This is a genomic window from Roseateles puraquae (assembly GCF_002205845.1).
In the GTDB taxonomy this organism is placed as follows: domain Bacteria; phylum Pseudomonadota; class Gammaproteobacteria; order Burkholderiales; family Burkholderiaceae_C; genus Pelomonas; species Pelomonas puraquae.
The window spans coordinates 157968-179664 of record NZ_NISI01000002.1 but is presented as its reverse complement, the minus strand read 5'-3'; the positions used below and the strand labels follow the sequence as shown (position 1 = coordinate 179664).

The window sequence follows — 21697 nt, the reverse complement described above, 5'->3', positions numbered from 1 at the left end:
GACGACGCCATGGACGACGCTGTAGACGACGCCCAGCACGACCCGCTCGCCTGGGTGGCTGCGCACGCCGCGGCCGACCCGGTTCGCCAGCGCGTGCTCGAAGGCCTGGCGCGGCGCGCGGCGAGCGCCCCCTCGCAGGCGCTGCGGGCCCAGCTGGTGGCGCGCCTGGTGCAGCGGGCCGGCGCGCCCCTGCCTGCGCCGGCACTGCCGCCTCGCGATGACACCCCGCGCCCGCTCGCCGCGCTGGTGACGCAACTGCAGGCCGCCGGCACCGAGCTGCGCCATGTGCAGGCCCACGAGGGCACCTGGCGCGCCCTGCGCCTGAACCGCCGCCTCGCCGAGGTCAGCGCCCCGGTGCCCGAGCACCTGGGGCCCCTCAACAGCCAGGTGCTGGTCGCCCGGGCGCTGCAGGAGCTCAAGACCCTGTCGCCCGACTATCTGCAGCGGTTGCTGACGCAACTGGATGCGCTGGCGGCACTGGGGCCGCTCACCCTGCCTGCCGACACTGACAAGCCCACGCGGCCCGCGGCCAAGCGCGCCCGCGCGAAGCGCCCGCCGGTGGCGGCGTCTAAGGGCGGCTGAAGATCGCGTCGATGAGGGCCGGGCCCGGCTCTGACCGCACCAGCCGCGGGTAGCGCAGGCCACTGCCAGCCTCCACCCTCACCGCCACCCGCTCGCCGTCGATCTCGGCATCGAGCGCCAGCGGCCCACCGGCCGCCAGCGCGGCCCTCAGCGTGCCCGCGTCGTAGGGCTGACCGTTGATCCCCACCAGTCGGGCGCCCGCCGTCAGCCCGGCACGAAAGGCGGGGCCGTCCCAACGCACGGCGCGCAGCAGCCCCGCCTTGCCTACCGCCATCCCGGCGGAGGACAGGTAATCGTCCACCCCACGGTCCTGGGCATCCTGACGGAAGGTCTCGGTCGGCTCGTCGACGTAGGCCAGGCGGTAACCACCACGGGCCAACGCCTGCACAAGGCCGGCATCCGCCAGGGTGTCCAGCCGCGCCGCGAAGAAGCGCGGCCAGTCACCCGGCACCAGCCGCTCGAGCGTGGCGAGGAGGTCGGCCTCGGTATAGACATGCAGCGCATCGGCGCCGCGGCGCTCGGCGAAGAACACGCGCACGAAGTCGTCCAGGCTCAGGCGCCCTCCGCTGCGGCTGCGGATCTCGACATCTACCGCCAGCCAGAGCAGCGCACCATCGACGTAGTAGTCCTTCTTGCCGGTGAAGTCGGGCCACTCGATGCCACGGCCGGACAGGATGACGGGGTCGTGGACGCTGTCACGCAGGGGCTTCCAGCCGCGCGCCGCTCGGGTCTCGGCCGCCGCAGCGTCGAGGGCGAGGTCGTCGAGCGCCTGCGCCAGGGTGCGCATGCCGCCGCGTGCCGCCGCCACCTTGCCCAGGTACTGGGTCAAGCCCTCGTAGACCCACAGCAACGAGTTCTGCAACGGGTGATTGAAATGGCGCTGCTCCATGCCCGCCGGTAGGAACTGGGTGCCGTTCCAGGCGTGGATGTACTCATGCAGGGCGAGGTCCAGATTGCGCAGGTTGTCTTCAGGCCGCGCAAAGACGCTGGCGGGCAGGAAGGTCTCCGTCGAGTGCCGATGCTCAATGCCGCCGGGGCCACCCATGCGCTCGTCGAGCACCACGAGTAGACGGTAGGCCGCGCGCCGGCGCGCGCCGAACAGCCGCTGCACCTCGGCCACCGAGGCACGCAGCGGCGCGAACGCGGCCTCGGGCAGCGCCAGGTCTTCCGGCCGAGTCGCAAACAGGGTCAGCGTGACGGGCAGATCAGGGCTGTCCGACACCGACACCGTGCGCACATGCCGGCCCGCGATCACCGGCGAATCCACCAGCGTCTGCAACGACGCGGGCCTGAATCGCACGACATCGCCATCGCGCCGGTCAACCTCCAGGCTCGTGGCGAACTGCATGCCGGCCGGCAGCCGGACCTCGGCTTGCACCTGGAGCTCCCGGACGTCGACGCCCGCCGGGTACAGCAGCAGGTTGGACCAGCCGACGTTCACGATCTGCCGCGTCATCGCCAGATTCCCGACACGCGGCGAGAGGTAAGTGAACTTCACGTCCAGCGCCCGCGTGCCTGCCGGTGCGCGCAGCCGGAAGGCATGCGGGTCCAGCGGGTCGCGGGTCCAGGCGACGGGTTGCCCGTTGGCCTGGACAACCAGCCCGGCGAGGCGCCCCACCTGCCCGGTCGGCGCATGGCTGGCGGCCTGCCACTGTGGGTATCGCAGCGTGACGGCGCCGTCGCCGCCCACGGGCAGGCGCTGGCGAATCTGGAAGACCTTGTGGACCTGGTCGGTCGCGTCGACCTGCAGGGCCATGACAGCCGGCCCGGGTGCTGGCCCGCTCGCTTGTGCCGGCGCGACAGCCGACGCCAGCACGCTGACCCCCATGAACAGACCCCGCAGCCAGCGGCTGCAGGGCCAACCCCTCTTCGCTTCCATACCCGACCTCCGGCGCGCAGAAACGCCCGGTTCGTGCGGCGAATCCTTTGAAGCTCTGCATGCTAGGCCGCTGGCCCTTGGGGCGCCAAAGTCATGCTGAACGCCACGGCGGCCCCAGGATGGCGCCCGCCCGGCGAATGGATCAACGCCCGCGACTGCGAGATGAGGATCACCCATGCTGCGGCGCAGCAGCCGCCTTGCCCCCTGATTCAGCGTCAGGCAATCGCCGATTGGAATGGCGTTTCAAAAAAATGAACATGCGTTCCGTTCAGCGCCAACGCCTCCCACCGAGGCCTCGACCGCCCCTGCCGGCGGTGCTGGGCGGCCGTCACGGCACCCACGGATTCCTGTCGACGCCCTGCTGGCTTCGACCCTGCGCTGACGCCGAGCCGCTCATGCACACGGCGGCCACATCCACAGCATCGACAGGAGACAAGCACCATGACACTCAAGCACCGCATGCGCCATTTCTGGCAGGGCCTGCTCGGCCTGGCCCTGATTGCCACCGCCGGCAGCGCCGCCGCCGCGCCGGGCGTGCGCACCGTCCCGGCCTGCACCAAGGTCAACGTCAGCGCCACCATCGACGTGCCGGCGGGCACGACCTGGGACGGGCTGGCGAAGTACGGCAAATGGGTCTGCCTCGTGGGCACGGCGTCCAACATGAAAGGCACGCAGAGCGAGAGCCAGATCCCGATGTTCAAGCTGAACAACGGCTCGACGGTGAAGAACGTCGTGATTGGCGACGGCTCGCTCGGCAGCGGCACCAACCTGGCCGCGGGCGGCGCCGACGGGGTGCACTGCTACGGTCAGTGCAACATCACCAACGTCTACTGGGCCGACGTGGGCGAGGACGGCGCGACCGTGAAGAAGCTCAGCGGCGTGACCAGCAAGCTGACCATCAGCGGCGGCGCCGCCTTCAAGGCGGCTGACAAGCTGTTCCAGCACAACGGCGACGGCACGCTGGTCATCCAGGACTTCTATGCCGACAACATCGGCAAGCTCTACCGCTCGTGCGGCAATTGCTCGACCCAGTACGCCCGCAAGGTGACGATCTCGGGCGTGCGCCTGGGGCAACTGAACGTCGCCGGCCTGGGCGTGAACAGCAGCTATGACAGCAAGTCGGGCATCGCCGGCCAGTACGACGCGGCCACCATCACCGACCTCGTCTACAGCGGCTCCAAGCCCAAGTGCGAAGGCTATGTCGGCACGGGCTCGGGCAATGAGCCGGTGAAGGACACCAACACCAGCAACGTCGCACGCGCCTGCGTGTTCAAGTGATGCGTGGGCGCCCGCTGGCGGGACTGCTGCTGGCCGGGGCGGCCGGGCTGGGGGCGTTCGCGCTGCTGGCCCCGGACGCCCCACCCGCGGCCGTCGTGCTGGCAAGCGGCGCACGCCCGGCCCCCAGCCCGGTGCTGCAGATGATCGGGCTGGCGGCGCCCACCACGGGCGACACGGCAGCCGCAGCGTCTGCCACCGACACCGCCACCGCCACCGCCACCGAGGCTGGCCTGCTGGCGCGCCTGGGCACCCTGCGCGAAGCCGCCCTGCCGGAGCTGGAGGCCTTTGCCCGGCGCTGGCCGGGCCGCGCCGCGGCCTTGTACGAAGCCCTGGCCAGCCGCTGGGCGCAACAACGCCTGCACCTGTCGGCGCTGCAGGCCCTGGGCCGCGCCCCGCTGGACGAGACCACCCGCGCGCGACTGCGCCAGCAACTGCTCGACCACTGGGCCGAGACCGCCCCCGACCAGGCCGCCCGCTGGGCACTGGCGAGCGGCCAGATGGCGCCGCTCGGCGCGCTGCAGGACCGCTGGCTGCACCAGGACGCCCGCTCGGCCGCCATGTTCGCCACGCAACTGCCTCCCGGCGACACGCGCCAGGCGCTGCTCGAAGAAGGCCTTTCACGCTGGCTCGCCCAGGACGGCCCCGGCGCCCGCGACTGGCTGCGCGCCACCGCGCCGTCCGCGGAGCTGGATGCCCTCTTGTCGCGCTACGCCGCCAGCGATGAACTGGCCCGCGAAGCACCGGCCGAGGCGCTGGACCTCGTGGCCCGCATCAGCTCACCCGAACGCCGCTGGGCCGCCTGGCAGGCCCTGGCCGGCCATCTGCAGGACATCGACCCGGCGCGAGCCGCCGCATGGCTGGGCCGCGCACCGGGTTTGACGCCCATGCAGCGCCAGCAGCTGATCGACGGGCTGCGCTGAGCTGGTCTGGCTAGGCCCACGGCCCTTCGATCAACGCCCGGGTCTCCTCGACCGCGATGCGCCACATCTCGAGCACCTCGGCATCCGGCCGTTCGTAGGCGCCGCCGAAGTTGCCATCACCCGCCAGCGCCCGCGCCGCGTCCGGCGGCAGCACCGCATAACGCTGATAGTCCACGGGCGCCTTGCGACCTGGCGGCTGGGTGACGCCGGGCAGGCGGGTCCAGGGCAGGTTTTCCATCCAGGAGGCATGGGCTGATTGCGGGTCGATGGATTTCACATAGGCCAGCGTGCGCGGCGCGTTCCACCAGTTGTGCAGGCGCACCCGGGTGCGCGGATGGGCGGCCATCCATTCGGCGACGAGTGCCGCCACCGGCTGGTTGCCGCCATGGCCGTTGACGATGAGGATGCGCCGGAAGCCCTGGTGGTCGAGGCTGTCCAGCAGGTCGGTCACCACCCGCAGCATCGTCTCCATCTTTAGCGTGACCGTGCCCGGGTAGCTCATGAAGCTGGGCGTGATGCCGAAGGGCAGCACCGGGAAGACGGGCACGCCCAGCGGTTCGGCGGCCTCCACCGCGACGCGCTCGGCCAGGATGGCGTCGACCGCCAGGCTGAGCGCGGCGTGCTGCTCGGTGCAGCCGATGGGCAGCAGGCAGCGGTCGTCATGCTGCAGGTAGGCCTCGACCTGCATCCAGTTCATGTCGGCGATCTTCATCGCAGGTCCACCTTGGCGTAGTTGTTGAGCCCGAAGGGGCTGACCGCAAGGCCCACCACGCGACGGCTCGTGGCGATCGCCGTGGTGGGGTAGACGAGCGGCACCCAGGGCGCATCGTCCCGCACCAGTGCCTGGGCGCGGCGGTAGAGGCTGTCGCGCCGGGCAAGGTCGGCCACCTGGCGCGCCTCGGCCAGCAGTGCGTCGACCTCCGGCCGGCACCAGCGCGACACATTGCTGCCGCCGGTCACGGCCGCACAACTGAAGTTGGGCGTCAGGAAGTTGTCGGGGTCCCCGTTGTCCGACGCCCAGGCCAGCAGCGTCGCATCATGCTCGCCGGCCCGCGTGCGCTTGAGCAGCTCGCCGAACTCCAGCGTGACGACCTCGACCTTCACGCCGATGCGCGCCCAGTCCGCCTGCAGCAGCTCGGCCGTGGCGCGCGGGTTGGGGTTGGTGGCACCGGCGCCCGAGCGGATCCAGAGCTTGAGCGTGAAGCCTTCGGCCACACCGGCCGCCTTCAGCAGCTCGCGCGCCTTGGCCAGGTCTTGCCCCGGCGGCGCGACCCGCTCGTCGTAGCTCCACTGCGACGGCGGATACGGATTGCCGGCGGGTGTCGCCGCGCCGGCATAGACCGCCCGGGCCACCGCCGGCCGGTCCGTCGCCAGCACCAGGGCCTGGCGCACGCGGCGGTCGTCCAGCGGCTTGCGGGTGACGTTCAGCGCGACGAAGGTGGTGACCAGGCCGGGGCCGGTGAGCAGCTGCAGGCGGGCGTCGCGGCGGATGTCATCCCAGCTCTGCGGCACCGGGTAGAGGGCGACATCGCATTCGCCTGCCTTGAGCCGCTGCAGCCGGGCGGCGGGGTCGGGTGAGATGGAGAAGATGAGCTTGTCCAGCGCTACCCGGCCGCGGAAATAGCCCGGGTGGGCGTCGTAACGCACCACCGCGTCCTTCACATGGCTGCGAAAGACGAAGGGACCGGTGCCGACCGGCTTGAGGTTCATGTCCTCCAGTCGACCGGCGGCTTCGAGCTGCTGGGCATACTCGGCCGACAGCACGCTGAGAAAGCCCATGGCCAGGTTGGCCAGCAACGGCGCCTCGGGCCGGCTGAGCTCGATGCGCACGGTGCGCTCGTCCACCGCCACCACCCGCTGCACCAGGCGGGCGAGCTGCATGGCCGACGCGTAGTACCAGCCCGGCCGCGCCTGGCCATGCCAGGGATGGCGCGGGTCGAGCTGGCGCATGACGCTGAACACGACGTCCTGCGCCGCCAGTGGCCGCGTCGGCTTGAACCAGGGCGTGGTGTGAAAGGCCACGCCGGCCCGCAGATGAAAGGTGTAGCTGCGCCCGTCGGGGCTGATCTCCCAGCGCTCGGCCAGGCCCGGCACCAGGCGGGTCGTGCCGGGCTCGAACTCGACAAGCCGGTTGTAGAGCGCCTCGGAGGAGGCATCGGCGGTGGAGTTGGCGTGGAAGAGCGCGTAGTCGAAGCCGTCGGGGTTGGCCTCGGTGCACACGGTCAGCGTCTTGGCGCCGGCGTGGAGCGATGCCGCGAGCGCCAACAGCGCCATCCCGCATCGGGCGATGCGCCGGCTCATGGCGTGGGGCGCTGCCAGGCCATGCCCAGCGTGCGCGGCGCGGTGTGGACGAAGCCGAACTGCCCGTACAGCGCATCGGCCGGCACATCGGCCAGCAGGCTCACATAGCCGGTCTCGGGTACATGCTCGCGCAGCCAGGTGGCGATCTCGGCCATGATGCGCTTGCCCAGGCCCCGAGCCTGATGGGCCGGCAGCACCGCGATGTCCACCACCTGGAAGGCGGTGCCGCCATCGCCGACCACCCGGCCCATGCCGATGGGCTGGCCCTCGTGCAGCAGCTGCACGGCGAACAGGGTGTTGGGCAGCCCACGGGCCGCGGCCTCGGCGGTCTTGGGGCTCAGGCCGGCGCCCACCCGCAGTTGGCGGTAGACCTCGGGCGTCGGCGTGGCGTGCAGGGTTTCGTAGACCATGCGCCATTCAACCATCACCTGGGCTCATACCCGCATGGCCGACCGACATGGCCCCTGCGGGGAGGCCCGGGGCCCGGGCTCGCGGTGCGCTGCAACAATCCGGCCTCCGGCCACGCCCGAATCCCGCATGAAGTCCACCTCTCTCGTCGCTGCCGCCCTGGCCCTGTTGCTCAGCGCCTGCGCCAGCGTGCCGACCCCGGCGCCCTCCGGTACCGCACCCGGCCCTGCGCCTGCGACCACCGCGACGGGCATCGCCCTGCGCGCCCCCAACATCGACCGCAGCTACACCTCCCAGAACCAGGACAGCCGTGCGCTCTACATCGTGCTGCACTACACCGTGCTGGACTGGGAGAAGTCGCTGAAGGTGCTGACCACCGGCGGCCAGGTCTCGGCCCATTACCTGGTGCGCGACAACCCGGTGGCCAGCTATGCCCTGGTCGACGAGAACCGCCGGGCCTGGCACGCGGGTGCGAGCTTCTGGGCGGGCAACACCAACCTGAACTCCTCGTCCATCGGCATCGAGATCGTCAACCCGGGCTTCGTCGATGGCCCCGGCGGCCGCGTCTATGCGCCCTTCCCGCAGGCGCAGGTCGACGAGGTCATCGCGCTGGTGCGCGACATCCAGAAGCGCCATAACGTGCGGCCCGAGCGCATCATCGGCCATGCCGACATCGCCCCCGGCCGCAAGCAGGACCCCGGCCCCAACTTCCCGTGGAAGCAGCTGGCCGATGCCGGCCTCATCCCTTGGCCGGACGGCCCGTCGGTGCTCATCAAGACGCTGGAGCACGAGGTCGCACCGCGCGACGTGGCCTGGCTGCAGGACCGCCTCGCCCGCATCGGCTACAACGTGTCGCGCTCGGGCCAGATGGATGTGCTGACCAAGGAGGTCGTGAGCACCTTCCAGATGAAGTACCGCCCGCGCGACATCTCCGGCGTGGTGGACGCCGAGACGGCCGCGCTGATCGAAGTGGCCTCCACGCCCGCGACCATGCGCGTGGCAGGCGCGGCCGAAGGCGAGACCCGCCCCTACACCTCGCGCTGGTAAGCCGCCCCGATGCTCGCCTTCCTGCTCAAACGCCTGGCCACGCTGGTGCCGACGCTGATCGGCATCACGATCGTGGCCTTTGGCCTCATCCGCCTCGTGCCGGGCGACCCCATCGAGGTGATGATGGGCGAGCGCCGCCTGGACGCCGAGACCCACGCCGCCCTCGTCAAGCGCATGGGGCTGGACCAGCCGCTGCCGGTGCAGTACCTGGACTACGTGGGCAAGCTGCTGCAGGGCGACCTCGGCCAGAGCCTGGTGAGCCGCGAGCCGGTCAGCAAGGAGTTCGCGGCCCTGTTTCCGGCCACGGTCGAACTCGCCACCGCCGCGCTCGTGTTTGCCGTGGGCCTGGGGCTGCTGCTGGGCGTGAGCGCGGGCCTGAAGCGCGGCTCGCTGCTCGACCAGGGCGTGATGGGCGTGGCCACGGTGGGCTACTCCATGCCGGTGTTCTGGTGGGGGCTGATCCTCATCATGTTCTTCTCGGTGCAACTGGGCTGGACGCCGGTGAGCGGCCGCATCGGCATCGAGTACGACCCCGAGCGGGTGACTGGCTTCATGCTGATCGACGCCTGGCTGTCGGGCGAGGAAGGGGCGTTCAGGTCGGCGCTGATGCACCTCATCCTGCCGGCCCTGGTGCTGGGCACGAGCACGCTGGCCGTGGTGGCGCGCATGACGCGCTCCTCGATGCTGGAAGTGCTGCGCGAAGACTATGTGCGCACCGCACGCGCCAAGGGGCTGTCGCCCACGCGGGTGGTGGTGGTGCATGCGCTGCGCAACGCACTGATCCCGGTGCTGACCGTCGTGGGCCTGCAGACCGGCAGCCTGCTGGCCGGCGCGGTGCTGACCGAAACCATCTTCAGCTGGCCCGGCATCGGCAAGTGGTTGATCGACTCGATTGCCCGGCGCGACTATCCCGTCGTGCAGGCCGGCATCCTGATCTCGGCACTGACCTTCATCGGCGTGAATCTGATCGTGGACGTGTTGTATGGCGTGGTGAACCCGCGCATCCGCGGAGGCGGGCACTGATGAGCGCCGTGCTTGAAAAACCGATCGACCCGCCCGGCCCGCTGCGAGAGTTCTGGCAAGGCTTCACGGCCAACCGCGGCGCCTTCATCGCGCTGATCGTCTTCGCGCTGATCGCGCTGGCCTCGCTGTTCGCGCCGCTGCTGGCGCCGCACGACCCGATCGAGCAATACCGCGACTTCATGCTGACCCCGCCCGTCTGGGCCGAAGGCGGCAGCACCCGCTTCCTGCTGGGCACCGACGAACTCGGCCGCGACATGCTGAGCCGGCTGCTCCACGGTGGCCGCGTGTCGCTGGGCATCGGCCTGGCGGCGGTGGTGATGTCGCTGGTGCCGGGCGTGCTGCTCGGGCTGCTGGCGGCCTTCTTCCAGCGCTGGCTGTCGCCGGCCATCATGCGCGTGATGGACATCGTGCTGGCGCTGCCGGCGCTGTTGCTGGCCATCTGCGTGATCACCATCCTCGGGCCGGGCCTGGTCAACACGGTCATTGCCATCGCCATCGGTGCGCTGCCGGGCTATGTGCGGCTCACGCGCGCGGCGGCCTTGGGCGAGATCAACCGCGACTACGTCACCGCCAGCCGCGTGGCCGGCGCCAGCGTGTGGCGGCTGATGTTCATCACGGTGCTGCCCAACTGCATGGCGCCGCTGATCGTGAACGCGACCTTGTCGTTCTCCTCCGCCATCCTGGAGACAGCCGGCCTGGGCTTCCTGGGCCTGGGGGTGCAGGCGCCCACGCCGGAGTGGGGCACGATGCTGTCGGCGGCGCGGGACTACATCACGCGGGCGCCGTGGGTCGTGACTTTGCCGGGGCTGACCATCCTCGTGACGGTGTTGGCCATCAACTTGATGGGGGATGGGCTGCGGGATGCGCTCGATCCGAAGTTGAAGAAGGTGGCGTGATGGAGGTTGCCTGCGGCGCTTCGATGCTTTTGCGTGGATTTGGCTTGGGGGCAAGGCCCAGCCGGGAATTCGCCCCGGCGGGCGACCTACTTTCTGGCCCGCCAGAAAGTAGGCAAAGAGCGGCCCCTGCAAAACCGCCCACCCTGCGGGTGGGTTCCCTGCGATGCTCGCAACCCAGGGCCGCGCCCAACTCGCTTCGTTCGCTGCGCTCACTACGCTCAAACAAAGGGGCGCGAAGTCAGAGGTTGATGCGCGCTGCGCGCGCGCCCTGGGTTGCTGCGCTTCTCGGCGGTTTAGAAGGGGAAGCCCAGAACAGCCGAAACAGCCAACAGCCAAACGCCACATCCCTTCGGTCGTGGCTGTTTTCGCTGTCCCCCCTTGAGCCCGCCGAGCAGCGGAAGGACTTGAGGGCGCGCGCGCAGCACGCTTCAACAACTGACTCCGCGCAACTGTTTGAGCGCAGCGTAGCGAAGCGAGTTTTGCGCGGGCCCTCAAGGCCTGAGCAGCGCAGGGAAGCCCGCAGGGCCGGGCGGATCGGGGGGCGACTTTTTGCCTACTTTTTGGTCGCTCAAAAAGTAGGTCGCCCGCCGGGGCGAACTCCCGGCATGGGCCTTGCCAGAAAACCATCATCAACGCCGAGCGCATGAGCCTCCTTACCCTCCGCAACCTGCGCGTCACCTTCGGCCCCTTCCCCGCCGTCGACGGCGTCGACCTCACCGTCGACAAAGGCGAACTGCTGGGCATCGTCGGCGAGTCCGGCTCCGGCAAATCCGTCACCATGCTGGCGCTGATGGGCCTCATCGACGCGCCCGGCCAGGTCACCGCCGATGCGGTCGAGTTCGAAGGCGTCGACCTGCTCAAGCTCACCCCGCGCGAACGCCGCCGGCTGATCGGGCGGGACATCGCGATGGTGTTCCAGGATGCGCTCACCAGCCTCAACCCGAGCTACACCGTCGGCGCCCAGATCGCCGAGGTGCTCAAGGCCCACTTGAACCTCAGCGGCAAGGCCGCACGCCGGCGCGTCATCGAGCTGCTGGAGCTGGTGGAGATTCCCGACGCGGCCAACCGTGCGGACGCCTACCCGCACCAGCTGTCAGGCGGCATGAACCAGCGCGTGATGATCGCGATGGCCATCGCCTGCTCGCCGAAGCTGCTGATCGCCGACGAGCCCACGACCGCGCTGGACGTCACCATCCAGGCCCAGATCATGGCCCTGCTGCTGAAGCTCCAGCGCGAGCAGGGCATGGGGCTGATCATGATCACGCACGACCTCGCCGTGGTGGCGGAAATGGCCCAGCGCGTGGCCGTGATGTACGCCGGGCAGATCGTCGAGACCGGCCCGGTGCCCGAGCTCTTCGACGCCCCGCGCCACCCCTACACGAACGCGCTGCTGGCGGCGATTCCTGAACACAACCAGGGCGCGCACCGCCTGTCGGCCCTGCCCGGCATCGTGCCAGGTGCGCTGGACCGCCCCGCCGGCTGCCTGCTCAGCCCCCGCTGCCCGCGCGTGCAGGACCGTTGCCGCGTCGAGCGCCCGGCGCTGGCCGACGGCGTGCGCTGCTTCTTCCCTGTCGAGGCCGCTGCCCATGTCTGAATTGCTGCTTCAGGCGACTGACCTGGCCCGCCACTACAGCGTCAGCCGCGGCCTGTTCAAGCCCAAGGCCACGGTGAAGGCGCTCAATGGCGTGAGCTTCACACTGGCCCCGAAGAAGACGCTGGCCGTCGTCGGTGAATCTGGCTGCGGCAAGAGCACGCTCGCCCGACAGCTCACGCTGATCGAGCCGCCCACCCACGGCTCGCTGAAGATCCGCGGGACGGATGCGGCCACCGCCGAACCCGCCACGCTGCAGCGCCTGCGCCGCGACGTGCAGATGGTGTTCCAGAACCCGTTCGCGTCGCTGAACCCGCGCAAGACCATCGAGACCACGCTGGCCGAGCCGCTGCTGATCAACACGCCCATGACAGCCGCCGAGCGGCGCGAGCGCGTGGCCGAGCTCGCCACCAAGGTGGGCCTGCGGCCTGAACACCTGCGCCGCTACCCGCACATGTTCTCGGGCGGGCAACGCCAGCGCATCGCGATCGCGCGGGCCATGATCCTGAACCCGGGCATCGTCGTGGCCGACGAGCCGGTGAGCGCGCTGGACGTGTCCATCCAGGCCCAGATCCTGAACCTCTTCATGGACCTGCAGGACGAGTTCGGCACGGGCTATGTGTTCATCTCGCACAACCTCAGCGTGGTCGAGCACGTGGCTGACGAGGTGATGGTGATGTACCTGGGTGCGGCCGTCGAGATCGGCGAGAAGCGCCGCCTGTTTGGCGCGCCGCTGCACCCCTACACCCGCGCGCTGATGAGCGCCACGCCGGCGCTCAAGCGGGCCGACCGCCGCGAGCGCATCGTCATCCATGGCGAACTGCCCAGCCCGCTGAACCCGCCCACGGGCTGCGCCTTCCACAAGCGCTGCCCGCTGGCGCAGCCGCGTTGTGCCGACGAGGTGCCGCTCCTGCGCGAGGTCGACGGCCGGCGCGTGGCCTGCCACGTCGTCTGAGCGCGCACTGAACTGACCCGCCGCCAGGGGTCGACCCGGCGGGCCATAACCGCGGCACATGCCACCGGACCATTCCGTCATGCGCCGAGTGTTGTTCCCGTGCCGACTTCACGGGCGAGCCCGCTCACACGGCGGCGCGGGCGTCGCAAGAATCTTCGCATTCAGTCATAGAGCGGAGATGAAACGATGCAGTTCTTCAAGCCCACCCCCGTGAGCCTCGCGCTGGCCGGCCTGCTGGTGTCCCTGCACGGCGCGGCGCTGGCGCAGCAGACGCCGGCCAAGGACGACAAGGATGCCAAGGCCAAGCAGCTTGAAGCGGTCGTCGTGACCGGCATCCGAGCGTCCACCGAGGCCTCGCTGAACGCCAAGCGCGACGCCTCGGCCAACGTCGAAGTCATCACCGCGGTGGACGTGGGCAAGATGCCCGACAAGAACCTGGCCGACTCGCTGCAGCGCGTGGCCGGCGTGGCGGTGCGCACCGACTACGACGAAGCCGAGAAGGTGGCCATGCGCGGCACCAACCCGGACATGACGCTGATCCTTTTCAACGGCCATACCGTTTCCGGTGGTGACTGGTACATCTCCGATCAGACCTCCAGCAGCCGCTCCACGTCGCTGAGCCTGATGCCGAGCTCGGTGCTCAATGCCGCCACCATCTACAAGACGTCGCAGGCCAATGTGCTGGACGGTGGCCTGGCCGGCACGATCAACGTCACCACCCGCAAGCCGCTGGACGCGAAGAAGACCTTCAGCGGCGTGGTCAGCGTGGGCGGCGTGCACGCCACCCTGCCCGACAAGACCAGCCCGCAGCTCAGCGCCATGCTGAACTGGAAGAGCGACGACAACCGCCTGGGCGTCATCGGCCAGGTGTTCGCCGAGAAGCGCTATGTGCGCCGCGACTCGGCCTCGCGCTTCGCCTACGGCGCCAGCAGCGGCTGGGACGTCATCAACACGACCACGATGAAGGGCATCACCGACGCATCGCTCGCAGGCACCGGCTACACCGCGGCTGACCTGAACGGCGTGCGCCTGCCGGGCAGCATGTCCACCGAGTTCGTGGAGGGCGTGCGCGACCGCAAGGGCGGCATGCTGTCGGTGCAATGGCGCCCGGTGGAGCAGCTGGACGTGGGCCTGACGGGCTTCCACTCCAAGATGAACTCCGACAACTACGGCCGGCTGACCTCCGGCGCGATGTACTCGATGCTGGTCGGCAAGGCCGAGCCTTTCGGCGCCGTCACCGCGGCCGCGGCCAACACCAACTTCAACGGCCAGCAGGTCTTCGCCTCGATCAAAAACCCGCAGATCGTCGAGGAGACGACGATCTACGGCGACAAGATCCGCGTGCTGCGTGGCGCCACCATCGCGTTTGCGCCGGGCGTGACGCCGCAGTACATCGGCAACTCCGAAGGGTTCTTCCGCAGCGGCGCCAGTGCCAGCAGCGGCTTCCTGGACCTGGACGCCACCTACAAGTTCAGCAACGACCTGAAGGTCAAGGGCCTCGTCAGCACCACGCGCGGCGTGGGCACCACCGACCAGGACCGCGGCCTGACCTACGCCCGCTACGGCACCGGCGTGACCTTCCAGCTGCAGGGTGTGAACGAAGCGCCCACCTGGAGCTACCAGGGCGCCGGCCCGGGCACATCGCCGGTCGCCAGCAACTACACGCTGATCGCGACCAACGCGCCCAACCGCTACAAGACGGTGGACCGCGAAAGCAGCGTGGCGCTGGATGCCGAGTACCAGCAGAACAGTGGCGTGTTCCAGTCGCTGGAATTCGGCTTCCGCCATGCGGACCACCACCGCGACCACCGCCGTTCGCAGCTCAAGCTGAAGAGCTCGACGATCACCGCGCCCGACCCGTCGCTGGCCGTGCCTTACCCGGCCGATTTTGGCAACGGCCTGGGCAGCGGTTTCGACAACACGGGCTTCTACTACTCGCGCGACTTCCTGCGCCAGTACTTCGCCGACAAGTACAAGACCACCACGCCCGAGTTCGAGCGCCTGGTGGCCAACGAGATCGAGTTGCGCGAGCAGCAAAGCGCGCTGTACTTCCAGCAGAACCTGGAAACCGCCGACGGCAAGCTCAGCGGCAACGTGGGCCTGCGCTATGCGCGCACCATCGTCGACGCGCAGATCGCCACGCCCGTGCCGACCGGCAAGTGCCAGCGCATCGAGCCCGGCAAGACGGTCGTGCCCTGCGCGGCCTACCCCACGGCCATCGTCACGGCGGGTGACGGCGCCACCTATTTCGACGGTGTGGCCTTCAACCCCAACCAGGGCACGATCTACTACAAGGTGCCGCAGCACAAGGTGTTCGACGACATCCTGCCCAGCCTGAATGCGCGCTGGCAGCTGGCGCCGAACTGGATCGCCCGCGCCGGCCTGTCCAAGACCCTGGGCCGCCAGAACTACAACCTCTACGGCGCCGGCTTCACCGGCCAGAGCTGCAACTCGCAGGGCTGCACGGTCAACGGCCCGAACGCGGCGCTGGAGCCGATGACGGCGCAGAACACCGACCTGTCGCTGGGCTGGTACTACGCCCGCCGCTCGGCTGTGGTGTTAAGCCTGTTCGACTCCCTGGTGCGCGGCTACCCCAAGACCGGCACGGTGCAGCAGGGCGTGACGGTTGACCTGCTGGACAGCCAGAACGTGGTGCAGACCTACCGCATCAACACCACCGGCCAGCAACGCGCACGCATCCAGGGCGCGGAGCTGAGCTGGGAGCAGCCCATCTGGGGCGGCTTCGGCTTCCAGTCCAACCTGAGCTATGCCGACACCAGCGTGGAAGACGGCCGCCCGATGGTGGGCGCCTCGCGCAAGAGCGCCAACCTCGTGGGCTACTTCGAGAACGACGTGTTCAGCGTGCGCCTGGCCTGGAACTACCGCAGCGAGTACGTCAACAGCACGACCGCCCCGGCGCCGACGGCCAACAGCCAGGGCCTGTCGGTGGTGCAGGGCATCACCATGCCGACCGCACCCACCATCCAGGCGCCGGTGACCAACGTCGCGCTGACCGTCAACTACACCGTCATGCCGGGGCTGGAGGTGTCCTTCAGCGGCACCAACCTGACCAACCCGGGCCGCGGCCAGTACCGCTACAGCGAGCTGGAACCGCAGAAGGTCGACGTGTCCGGCCGCCAGTACTACCTGGAAGCCCGCTACAAGTTCTGAGCCCGCAAGGTCTGGCAAGAGCAGGCTGACGTGACAAGGCCGGCACCCGCAGGGGTGGCCGGCCTTTTTTCATGACACGGCCGTCGCCCCGCACCGGTCAGCGCTTCTTGGAGACCTCGTTGCCGATGACGCCACCGGCTGCCGCACCGACGGCGGCGCCCGCGGTGGTGCCGGTCACCACACCGCCGACCACGGCGCCTGCGGTGGCACCGACGACGGTGCTGGTTTCACGGGCCGACATGCCGGCGCAGCCGGTCAGCACCAGGGTGGCCGCCGCCGCCACGGACAGCAGCGTGACGCGGACGTAGCCGGAATTCGAGGTCAGACGGGAGTGGTTCATGGGTCGCTCCGAGTGTTTGGCGATGGCTCTACTGTCCATGCGCCGCCCCGGCGCCGGAGCCAGCCGGGAGCCAGCGTCGATGTCGGACGCGACCTACCGCTCCGGCCCCACCACGGGCGACAAAAAAGCCACCCGGAGGTGGCTGTGGCAGAGCGCGGGCGCAGGGCCGGCGGTCACTTGGGCGCCGAGGCGGCGTCGGCCATGCACTTCTTGATGTGGCTCTTGGCGGCAGCGCCGTGCAGCTTCTTGTCGGCGGCGGACTTCTCACAGGCGGCGCCGGCCGGCGTGGCGGCCTCCGCCGGCTTGGCGGCGAGGCATTCCTTCATGAAGGCCTTGCGTTCGTCGCCTTTGAGGTCCTTGGTCTTGGCGTCGGCGTTGCAGGCCTTCATCTTGTCTTGCTGAGGCGTGGCCTGGGCACCGAAGGCGACGGCCGCACAGGCCAGCAGGATGGCGAAACGTTTCATCGGGTGATCCTTCCTCGAAAGGTATGGGGGCGGGCTGATTCAAGCATGGGGCTGGTAGGTCGCCAAGCCCCCTACCCCTCGGGAGGCTTACAGGATGCGCCGCGGATGCGCCAGGGCCTCGTGCGCCGCGTGCAGTCGCCGCACCAGCACGCGGATGAAGCCGCGGTCGAAGCGGTGCTGGCATTCCGGGCTGAGCTGGCCGATGGACTCGGGCGTGAAGGAGATGGTGGTGCACTCCTGGCTCACCTTGATGTCGGTGCTGTGACGGCGCAGGTCGGGGTTGGGCGCGAGGTAGGCCATCTCGCCCACCGACGTGCCCTGGCCCAGCGTCGCCACCTGCCGGCCGTCGCGGAAGACCTCCACCTCGCCCTGCGCAATGATGTGGAAGCTGTTGCCCTCCTGGCCGCGCTTGAAGAGCGAATAGCCGACCGGGTAGCGTTTCCAGCGGGCGCGGCGCACCACCTCCCACAGCTGCACGTCACCGAACTCGGCAAAGAACTCCAGGGACCGCAGCAGGTTGAAGCGCTCGGAGTCGCGCACCTCGCCCAGCCGGTTCAGCGGCACTTGCTGGCTGGCCACCAGCGCCGAGAGCGCCTGCGCGAATGCCTCCCAATCGGCAAAGCGCTCATGCGGCGACTTCGCCAGGCTGCGCAGCACGACCGCGTCCAGCGCCTCGGTCACGCCGCCCCGTTGGCCCACCAGCGGCAGCGGCGGCTGGTGGTAGATCTGGTGCATCAGCGCCATCTGGTGCGGCGCATCGAAGGGCGGGCGGCCGCTGATGAGGTGGTAGAGCACCGCGCCGAGCGCATAGATGTCAGCCCGGCAGTCGACATCGCCGCCCTCGATCTGCTCGGGCGGCATGTAGGCGAGCGAGCCCACCCGGTGGATCTGGGTCGCGTCGGCCAGCAGGTTCAGCGCCGAGCCGAAGTCGGTCACCTTCACGTCGACCACCTGGCCGCCCGGGTCCAGCACCGCCAGCAGGTTGGCCGGCTTCACGTCGCGATGGATGACGCCCTGGCGATAGACATAGCTGAGCGCCATCGCGCACTTGAAGCCCAGCTCCACCACCTGGTCCAGCGGCAGCAGCCGGTCGGTGCGGCAGAAGTGCTTGAGGGTGACGCCCGGCACGTACTCCATCACCAGATAAGGCGCCGACTCCTCCGACACCGCATCCAGGATGGCCACCACGTTGGGGTGATGGAGCCGACCGGCCAGGGCGGCCTCGGCCGTGAAGAAGCGGTTGCTGAAGTCGCTGCCCGGCGCATCCGGCGGCGGCGCCCAGGCCCGCATGCGCTTGATCGCCACCTCGGTGCCCTGGAAGGGGTCGCGGGCGAGGAAGACGTCACTGGTCGCACCTTCACCCAGCCGGCGCACCACCTGGTAGCGGCCGATATGGGAGGGCAGGTCGTCGGCGGGGGCACTCACGCGGGGCATGATACGGGCCGGTTCCGGAGGTGCCGCCCCTTTGTTGTCCCACGTATTTCTCGTCATTCGCGGGTTTGCGCGGCCGCGGTCCCTAAGTCTGCAGGGCGCCGCCGGCCCATGCGCCGCGATCGTGATCGGGTGCGTCACTTCACAGGCAGCGGCAGAACCCGTCATCCACGTGGGCACGCTGAACTTCGCCCCGGCAGCGTCCGCGCTCACCGCAGCGCAGCGGCAGACGCTCGACGGCATCACGCAGCGCAGCCCCGCGCCCTGGTGCGTCGAGGTGGGCCTCACGCGATCGGGCGGACCGATCACTGACCTGACTGCCCTGGAACGAGAGCGCGCGGACTATGTCACTCGGCTCTTCGCCCTTCGCGGCGTGACCGTCGTCTCCACGGGCGTTGGCTGGCGCCGCCTGGGCGATGCGCAAGCCGGTGCGTCAAACGACAGCGTGATCTGGGCTGAAGCGCCCTGCCCCGGCATCGCCCCGGCGAACGCCGATTCAACGAAACCTCTCAGCTGAGACCCCGCCATGCTGTCCCACGTTCACCTCGGCACCCGTGACTTCGATCGCGCGCTGGCGTTCTACCGCCCGCTGATGGCGCTGCTCGGTGTGACCGAACGTTTCTGCGACCCGGCCCGACCCTGGGCCGGCTGGCAAAGTTCGCCCGGCCCTCGGCCGCTGCTGTTGCTGGGCGTGCCCTTCGAGGGCGGACATGAACCGGGCAACGGGCAGATGGTGGCCCTGCTTGCCGCGACGCGAGGCCAGGTGGACCAGGCCCATGCGCTGGCGCTGGCCTTGGGTGGGCGCTGCGAGGGGCCGCCCGGGCTGCGGCCGCACTACCACCCGCACTATTACGGCGCCTATTTCCGCGATCCGGATGGCAACAAGCTGGGTGTGGCCTGCCATGAAGCCGCATGAGGCCGAAGCGGCGACAGCCGGCTGAGTCAGCGCGCCGAGCGGCCCAGGCGTTGCAGGCAGGCCTCCTAGAATCCCGCCCATGATCCAAGCCAAGCAGGCGCTGCTCGCCGCACTCGCCGACTCCCTCCAGGAAATCGCCCCGGGTTCCAACGCCCCGGCGGCCTTCGAATCCCCCAAGCAGGCCGCCCATGGCGACTTCGCCTGCACCGCCGCCATGCAGCTGGCCAAGCCGCTCAAGGCCAACCCGCGTGAACTGGCCACCCGCCTGATTGCCGCGCTCGAAGCCAAGCCGGCTTTTCAGCAGTGGGTGCAGTCCCTGGAGATCGCCGGCCCCGGCTTCATCAACATCCGCCTGAAGCCCGCGGCCAAGCAGGCCGTGGTGGCCGAAGTGCTGACTGCGGGCGAGAAGTTCGGCCACCGCGCGCCCACCGGCAAGCACGTGATGATCGAGTTCGTGTCGGCCAACCCGACCGGCCCGCTGCACGTGGGCCATGCCCGCCAGGCGGCGCTGGGCGACTCGCTGTGCTCGGTGTTCCAGAGCCAGGGCCACCAGGTCACGCGCGAGTTCTATTACAACGATGCGGGCGTGCAGATCGCCACGCTCGCCAACTCCACGCAGATGCGCCTGAAGGGCTTCAAGCCCGGTGATGCCGAATGGCCCGAGGCCGCCTACAACGGCGACTACATCCAGGACATCGCCGACGCCTTCCTGCGCAAGGAGACCGTCAAGGCCGACGACCGCGAGTTCACCGCCTCGGGCGACGTGGACGACCTCGACAGCATCCGCCAGTTCGCGGTCGCCTACCTGCGCCATGAGCAGGACCTGGATCTCCAGGCCTTCGGCCTGAAGTTCGACAGCTACTTCCTCGAAACCAGCGTCTACAAGGGTGGGCAACTGGAAAAGACCGTCGAGCGCCTCGTGGCCAGCGGCAAGACCTACGAGGAAGGCGGGGCCCTGTGGCTGCGCACCACCGACTACGGCGACGACAAGGACCGCGTGATGCGCAAGAAGGAAGGTGGCTACACCTACTTCGTGCCCGACGTGGCCTATCACATCAACAAGTTCGAGCGCGGCTACACGCAGTGCATCAACATCCAGGGCACCGACCACCACGGCACGATCGCCCGGGTGCGCGCGGGCCTGCAGGCCGTGGACATGGGCATCCCGCCCGGCTTCCCCGACTACGTGCTGCACAAGATGGTCACGGTCATGAAGAACGGCGAGGAGGTCAAGATCTCCAAGCGCGCCGGCTCCTACGTGACGCTGCGCGACCTGATCGACTGGACCAGCCGCGATGCGGTGCGCTTCTTCCTGATCAGCCGCAAGGCCGATACCGAGTTCGTCTTCGACGTCGACCTGGCGCTCAAGCAGAACGACGAGAACCCGGTGTTCTACGTGCAGTACGCGCATGCCCGCATCTGCTCCGTCATCCGCAAATGGGGTGGCGACCTGGCCAGCCCCGCCGACCTGAGCCTGCTGACCGCGCCGACCGAGGAGGCGCTGATGCTCAAGCTCGCTGCCTACCCCGACATGCTCACGGGTGCTGCCAACGGTATCGCCCCGCATGACGTGGCCTTCTACGCCCGCGACCTGGCTGGCGCCTACCACGCCTACTATGCGGCGGAGCGTGTGCTCGACCAGGCCCCCGCCCTGACACGCGCCCGCGTGGCGCTGCTGCAGGCCACGCGCCAGGTGCTGGCCAACGCGCTGGGCATGCTGGGCGTGAGCGCGCCCGAGCAGATGAGCCGCGACGCCGCCGACACTTCTGATACCCCCGACACCTCGGAGACCGAATGAGTGCTTCCTCCAAGCCCGCTGGCAAGAGCCAGAAGGGCGGCTTTGTCCTGGGCCTGATCGTCGGCCTGCTCGTGGGCCTGGCGGTGGCGCTGGGCGTGGCGCTTTACATCACCAAGGTGCCGATTCCGTTCGTGAACAAGGTGCCGCAGCGCACGGCCGAACAAGACGCCGCCGAGGCCGAGCGCAACAAGAACTGGGACCCGAACGCCCCGCTGGCGGGCAAGGCCGCCCGCAGTGCCAGCGGTGTGGTGAACGCCCCGGCAGCCGCCGTGCCGCCGCCCAGCACGCCGCCCGCCACCGCAGCCGCCACGGCCAGCGCCGCCGCGGCCACCGCCGTGCCGGCCCCGGTCACGACCGCCAAGCCCGTGCCCGCCAAGGCGGAGGCGCCCGCGGCAGCCTCCGCCCCTGCGCCGGCCACCGCTGCGGCCGACGCCTATGTCTACTTCGTGCAGGCTGGTGCCTTCACCCGCCCCGAGGAGGCCGAGACCCAGAAGGCCAAGCTGGCCATCCAAGGCTTCACCGCCAAGGTCATGGAGCGCGAGCAGAACGGCCGCACGGTCTACCGTGTGCGCCTCGGCCCCAACGACACCCGCGAAGCCGCGGAAGACCTGCAGCGCAAGATTGAGGCTGCGGGCTTCGAGGCCAATCTCGTTCGTGTACAACGCTGATCCACGTTAGCCCACCAGGAAGACTGCCG

The 21697-nt window shown here is 69.5% G+C and carries 20 protein-coding genes; 13 read left to right on the top strand and 7 right to left on the bottom strand.

The window, feature by feature from the left end; translation table 11 throughout:
* Positions 1-9 precede the first annotated feature (9 nt).
* Positions 10-582: a DUF2894 domain-containing protein gene (locus CDO81_RS07900; RefSeq protein ID WP_144397165.1), complete on the top strand. Its 573-nt coding sequence runs from the start codon at positions 10-12 to the stop codon at positions 580-582.
* On the opposite strand, the gene CDO81_RS07895 is transcribed toward CDO81_RS07900, so the two are convergent.
* On the bottom strand, positions 569-2461 hold the full coding sequence (locus CDO81_RS07895) for a M61 family metallopeptidase (protein WP_158218189.1): 1893 nt from the start codon (positions 2459-2461) through the stop codon (positions 569-571). The genes CDO81_RS07900 and CDO81_RS07895 overlap by 14 nt on opposite strands.
* 441 nt (positions 2462-2902) lie before the next feature.
* Here CDO81_RS07895 and CDO81_RS07890 point away from each other — a divergent pair, with 441 nt between their 5' ends.
* Together CDO81_RS07890 and CDO81_RS07885 are read left to right on the top strand one after the other, a co-directional pair.
* Positions 2903-3739 (top strand): pectate lyase, encoded by an 837-nt coding sequence (locus tag CDO81_RS07890; RefSeq protein ID WP_088482636.1) that lies wholly within the window; start codon positions 2903-2905, stop codon positions 3737-3739.
* Entirely contained in the window at positions 3739-4659 is a 921-nt protein-coding gene (locus CDO81_RS07885; protein WP_088482635.1) for a hypothetical protein, read from the top strand. Before CDO81_RS07890 ends, CDO81_RS07885 begins: the two co-directional genes overlap by 1 nt.
* A 10-nt stretch (positions 4660-4669) precedes the next feature.
* Here the strand turns inward: CDO81_RS07885 and CDO81_RS07880 are convergent, their stop codons facing one another.
* The 3 genes from CDO81_RS07880 to CDO81_RS07870 are packed head-to-tail and all read right to left on the bottom strand — an operon-like array spanning position 4670 to position 7385.
* A complete protein-coding gene (locus CDO81_RS07880) occupies positions 4670-5371 on the bottom strand; it encodes a creatininase family protein (RefSeq protein WP_088482634.1) in 702 nt (233 codons plus the stop codon).
* On the bottom strand, positions 5368-6960 hold the full coding sequence (locus tag CDO81_RS07875; RefSeq protein WP_088482633.1) for an ABC transporter substrate-binding protein: 1593 nt from the start codon (positions 6958-6960) through the stop codon (positions 5368-5370). Before CDO81_RS07875 ends, CDO81_RS07880 begins: the two co-directional genes overlap by 4 nt.
* The gene (locus CDO81_RS07870) at positions 6957-7385 is read right to left on the bottom strand and encodes a GNAT family N-acetyltransferase (protein WP_162293492.1); all 429 of its coding nucleotides are present in this window, start codon (positions 7383-7385) and stop codon (positions 6957-6959) included. The genes CDO81_RS07875 and CDO81_RS07870 overlap by 4 nt, the downstream gene beginning before the upstream one ends.
* Before the next feature lie 112 nt (positions 7386-7497).
* On the opposite strand from CDO81_RS07870, the gene CDO81_RS07865 reads away from it, so the two are divergent.
* From CDO81_RS07865 to CDO81_RS07840, 6 genes are all read left to right on the top strand, one after another.
* Positions 7498-8415 carry an N-acetylmuramoyl-L-alanine amidase gene (locus CDO81_RS07865; RefSeq protein WP_088482631.1) on the top strand — a complete coding sequence of 306 codons (918 nt, stop codon included), beginning with the start codon at positions 7498-7500 and terminating at the stop codon, positions 8413-8415.
* Positions 8416-8424: 9 nt separating this feature from the next.
* Positions 8425-9438 (top strand): ABC transporter permease, encoded by a 1014-nt coding sequence (locus CDO81_RS07860; protein ID WP_088482630.1) that lies wholly within the window; start codon positions 8425-8427, stop codon positions 9436-9438.
* Positions 9438-10334: an ABC transporter permease subunit gene (locus tag CDO81_RS07855; protein WP_088482629.1), complete on the top strand. Its 897-nt coding sequence runs from the start codon at positions 9438-9440 to the stop codon at positions 10332-10334. The genes CDO81_RS07860 and CDO81_RS07855 overlap by 1 nt, the downstream gene beginning before the upstream one ends.
* Before the next feature lie 643 nt (positions 10335-10977).
* Entirely contained in the window at positions 10978-11928 is a 951-nt protein-coding gene (locus tag CDO81_RS07850; RefSeq protein ID WP_088482628.1) for an ABC transporter ATP-binding protein, read from the top strand.
* Complete coding sequence (locus CDO81_RS07845) at positions 11921-12880, top strand: peptide ABC transporter ATP-binding protein (protein WP_088482627.1); 960 nt, start codon at positions 11921-11923, stop codon at positions 12878-12880. The genes CDO81_RS07850 and CDO81_RS07845 overlap by 8 nt, the downstream gene beginning before the upstream one ends.
* 186 nt (positions 12881-13066) lie before the next feature.
* Positions 13067-16051 (top strand): TonB-dependent receptor, encoded by a 2985-nt coding sequence (locus CDO81_RS07840; RefSeq protein WP_088482626.1) that lies wholly within the window; start codon positions 13067-13069, stop codon positions 16049-16051.
* 97 nt (positions 16052-16148) lie between these two features.
* Here the strand turns inward: CDO81_RS07840 and CDO81_RS07835 are convergent, their stop codons facing one another.
* The 3 genes from CDO81_RS07835 to CDO81_RS07825 all read right to left on the bottom strand — a co-directional run bounded on the left by CDO81_RS07835 (position 16149) and on the right by CDO81_RS07825 (position 18289).
* Positions 16149-16391 (bottom strand): glycine zipper domain-containing protein, encoded by a 243-nt coding sequence (locus CDO81_RS07835; protein ID WP_088482625.1) that lies wholly within the window; start codon positions 16389-16391, stop codon positions 16149-16151.
* A 173-nt stretch (positions 16392-16564) separates the two neighbouring features.
* Positions 16565-16855, bottom strand: coding sequence for a PsiF family protein (locus CDO81_RS07830; protein ID WP_088482624.1), 291 nt, complete (start codon positions 16853-16855; stop codon positions 16565-16567).
* Between the two features lie 87 nt (positions 16856-16942).
* Positions 16943-18289, bottom strand: coding sequence for a serine/threonine-protein kinase (locus CDO81_RS07825; protein WP_088482623.1), 1347 nt, complete (start codon positions 18287-18289; stop codon positions 16943-16945).
* A 169-nt stretch (positions 18290-18458) separates the two neighbouring features.
* On the opposite strand from CDO81_RS07825, the gene CDO81_RS07820 reads away from it, so the two are divergent.
* From CDO81_RS07820 to CDO81_RS07805, 4 genes are all read left to right on the top strand, one after another.
* Positions 18459-18803, top strand: a complete 345-nt coding sequence (locus CDO81_RS07820; RefSeq protein ID WP_088482622.1) for a hypothetical protein — start codon at positions 18459-18461, stop codon at positions 18801-18803.
* A gap of 9 nt (positions 18804-18812) precedes the next feature.
* The gene (locus tag CDO81_RS07815; RefSeq protein ID WP_088482621.1) at positions 18813-19202 is read left to right on the top strand and encodes a VOC family protein; all 390 of its coding nucleotides are present in this window, start codon (positions 18813-18815) and stop codon (positions 19200-19202) included.
* 79 nt (positions 19203-19281) lie between these two features.
* Entirely contained in the window at positions 19282-21000 is a 1719-nt protein-coding gene (argS, locus tag CDO81_RS07810) for an arginine--tRNA ligase (RefSeq protein ID WP_088482620.1), read from the top strand.
* Positions 20997-21668, top strand: a complete 672-nt coding sequence (locus CDO81_RS07805; RefSeq protein WP_088482619.1) for an SPOR domain-containing protein — start codon at positions 20997-20999, stop codon at positions 21666-21668. The genes argS and CDO81_RS07805 overlap by 4 nt, the downstream gene beginning before the upstream one ends.
* Positions 21669-21697 lie beyond the last annotated feature (29 nt).

Bases quoted from the DNA above. Each gene is read 5' to 3' on its own strand.
- CDO81_RS07900 (WP_144397165.1), top strand. From the start codon at position 10: ATGGACGACGCTGTAGACGACGCCCAGCACGACCCGCTCGCCTGGGTG.
- CDO81_RS07895 (WP_158218189.1), bottom strand. From the start codon at position 2,461: ATGGAAGCGAAGAGGGGTTGGCCCTGCAGCCGCTGGCTGCGGGGTCTG.
- CDO81_RS07890 (WP_088482636.1), top strand. From the start codon at position 2,903: ATGACACTCAAGCACCGCATGCGCCATTTCTGGCAGGGCCTGCTCGGC.
- CDO81_RS07885 (WP_088482635.1), top strand. From the start codon at position 3,739: ATGCGTGGGCGCCCGCTGGCGGGACTGCTGCTGGCCGGGGCGGCCGGG.
- CDO81_RS07880 (WP_088482634.1), bottom strand. From the start codon at position 5,371: ATGAAGATCGCCGACATGAACTGGATGCAGGTCGAGGCCTACCTGCAG.
- CDO81_RS07875 (WP_088482633.1), bottom strand. From the start codon at position 6,960: ATGAGCCGGCGCATCGCCCGATGCGGGATGGCGCTGTTGGCGCTCGCG.
- CDO81_RS07870 (WP_162293492.1), bottom strand. From the start codon at position 7,385: ATGGTTGAATGGCGCATGGTCTACGAAACCCTGCACGCCACGCCGACG.
- CDO81_RS07865 (WP_088482631.1), top strand. From the start codon at position 7,498: ATGAAGTCCACCTCTCTCGTCGCTGCCGCCCTGGCCCTGTTGCTCAGC.
- CDO81_RS07860 (WP_088482630.1), top strand. From the start codon at position 8,425: ATGCTCGCCTTCCTGCTCAAACGCCTGGCCACGCTGGTGCCGACGCTG.
- CDO81_RS07855 (WP_088482629.1), top strand. From the start codon at position 9,438: ATGAGCGCCGTGCTTGAAAAACCGATCGACCCGCCCGGCCCGCTGCGA.
- CDO81_RS07850 (WP_088482628.1), top strand. From the start codon at position 10,978: ATGAGCCTCCTTACCCTCCGCAACCTGCGCGTCACCTTCGGCCCCTTC.
- CDO81_RS07845 (WP_088482627.1), top strand. From the start codon at position 11,921: ATGTCTGAATTGCTGCTTCAGGCGACTGACCTGGCCCGCCACTACAGC.
- CDO81_RS07840 (WP_088482626.1), top strand. From the start codon at position 13,067: ATGCAGTTCTTCAAGCCCACCCCCGTGAGCCTCGCGCTGGCCGGCCTG.
- CDO81_RS07835 (WP_088482625.1), bottom strand. From the start codon at position 16,391: ATGAACCACTCCCGTCTGACCTCGAATTCCGGCTACGTCCGCGTCACG.
- CDO81_RS07830 (WP_088482624.1), bottom strand. From the start codon at position 16,855: ATGAAACGTTTCGCCATCCTGCTGGCCTGTGCGGCCGTCGCCTTCGGT.
- CDO81_RS07825 (WP_088482623.1), bottom strand. From the start codon at position 18,289: ATGCCCCGCGTGAGTGCCCCCGCCGACGACCTGCCCTCCCATATCGGC.
- CDO81_RS07815 (WP_088482621.1), top strand. From the start codon at position 18,813: ATGCTGTCCCACGTTCACCTCGGCACCCGTGACTTCGATCGCGCGCTG.
- argS (WP_088482620.1), top strand. From the start codon at position 19,282: ATGATCCAAGCCAAGCAGGCGCTGCTCGCCGCACTCGCCGACTCCCTC.
- CDO81_RS07805 (WP_088482619.1), top strand. From the start codon at position 20,997: ATGAGTGCTTCCTCCAAGCCCGCTGGCAAGAGCCAGAAGGGCGGCTTT.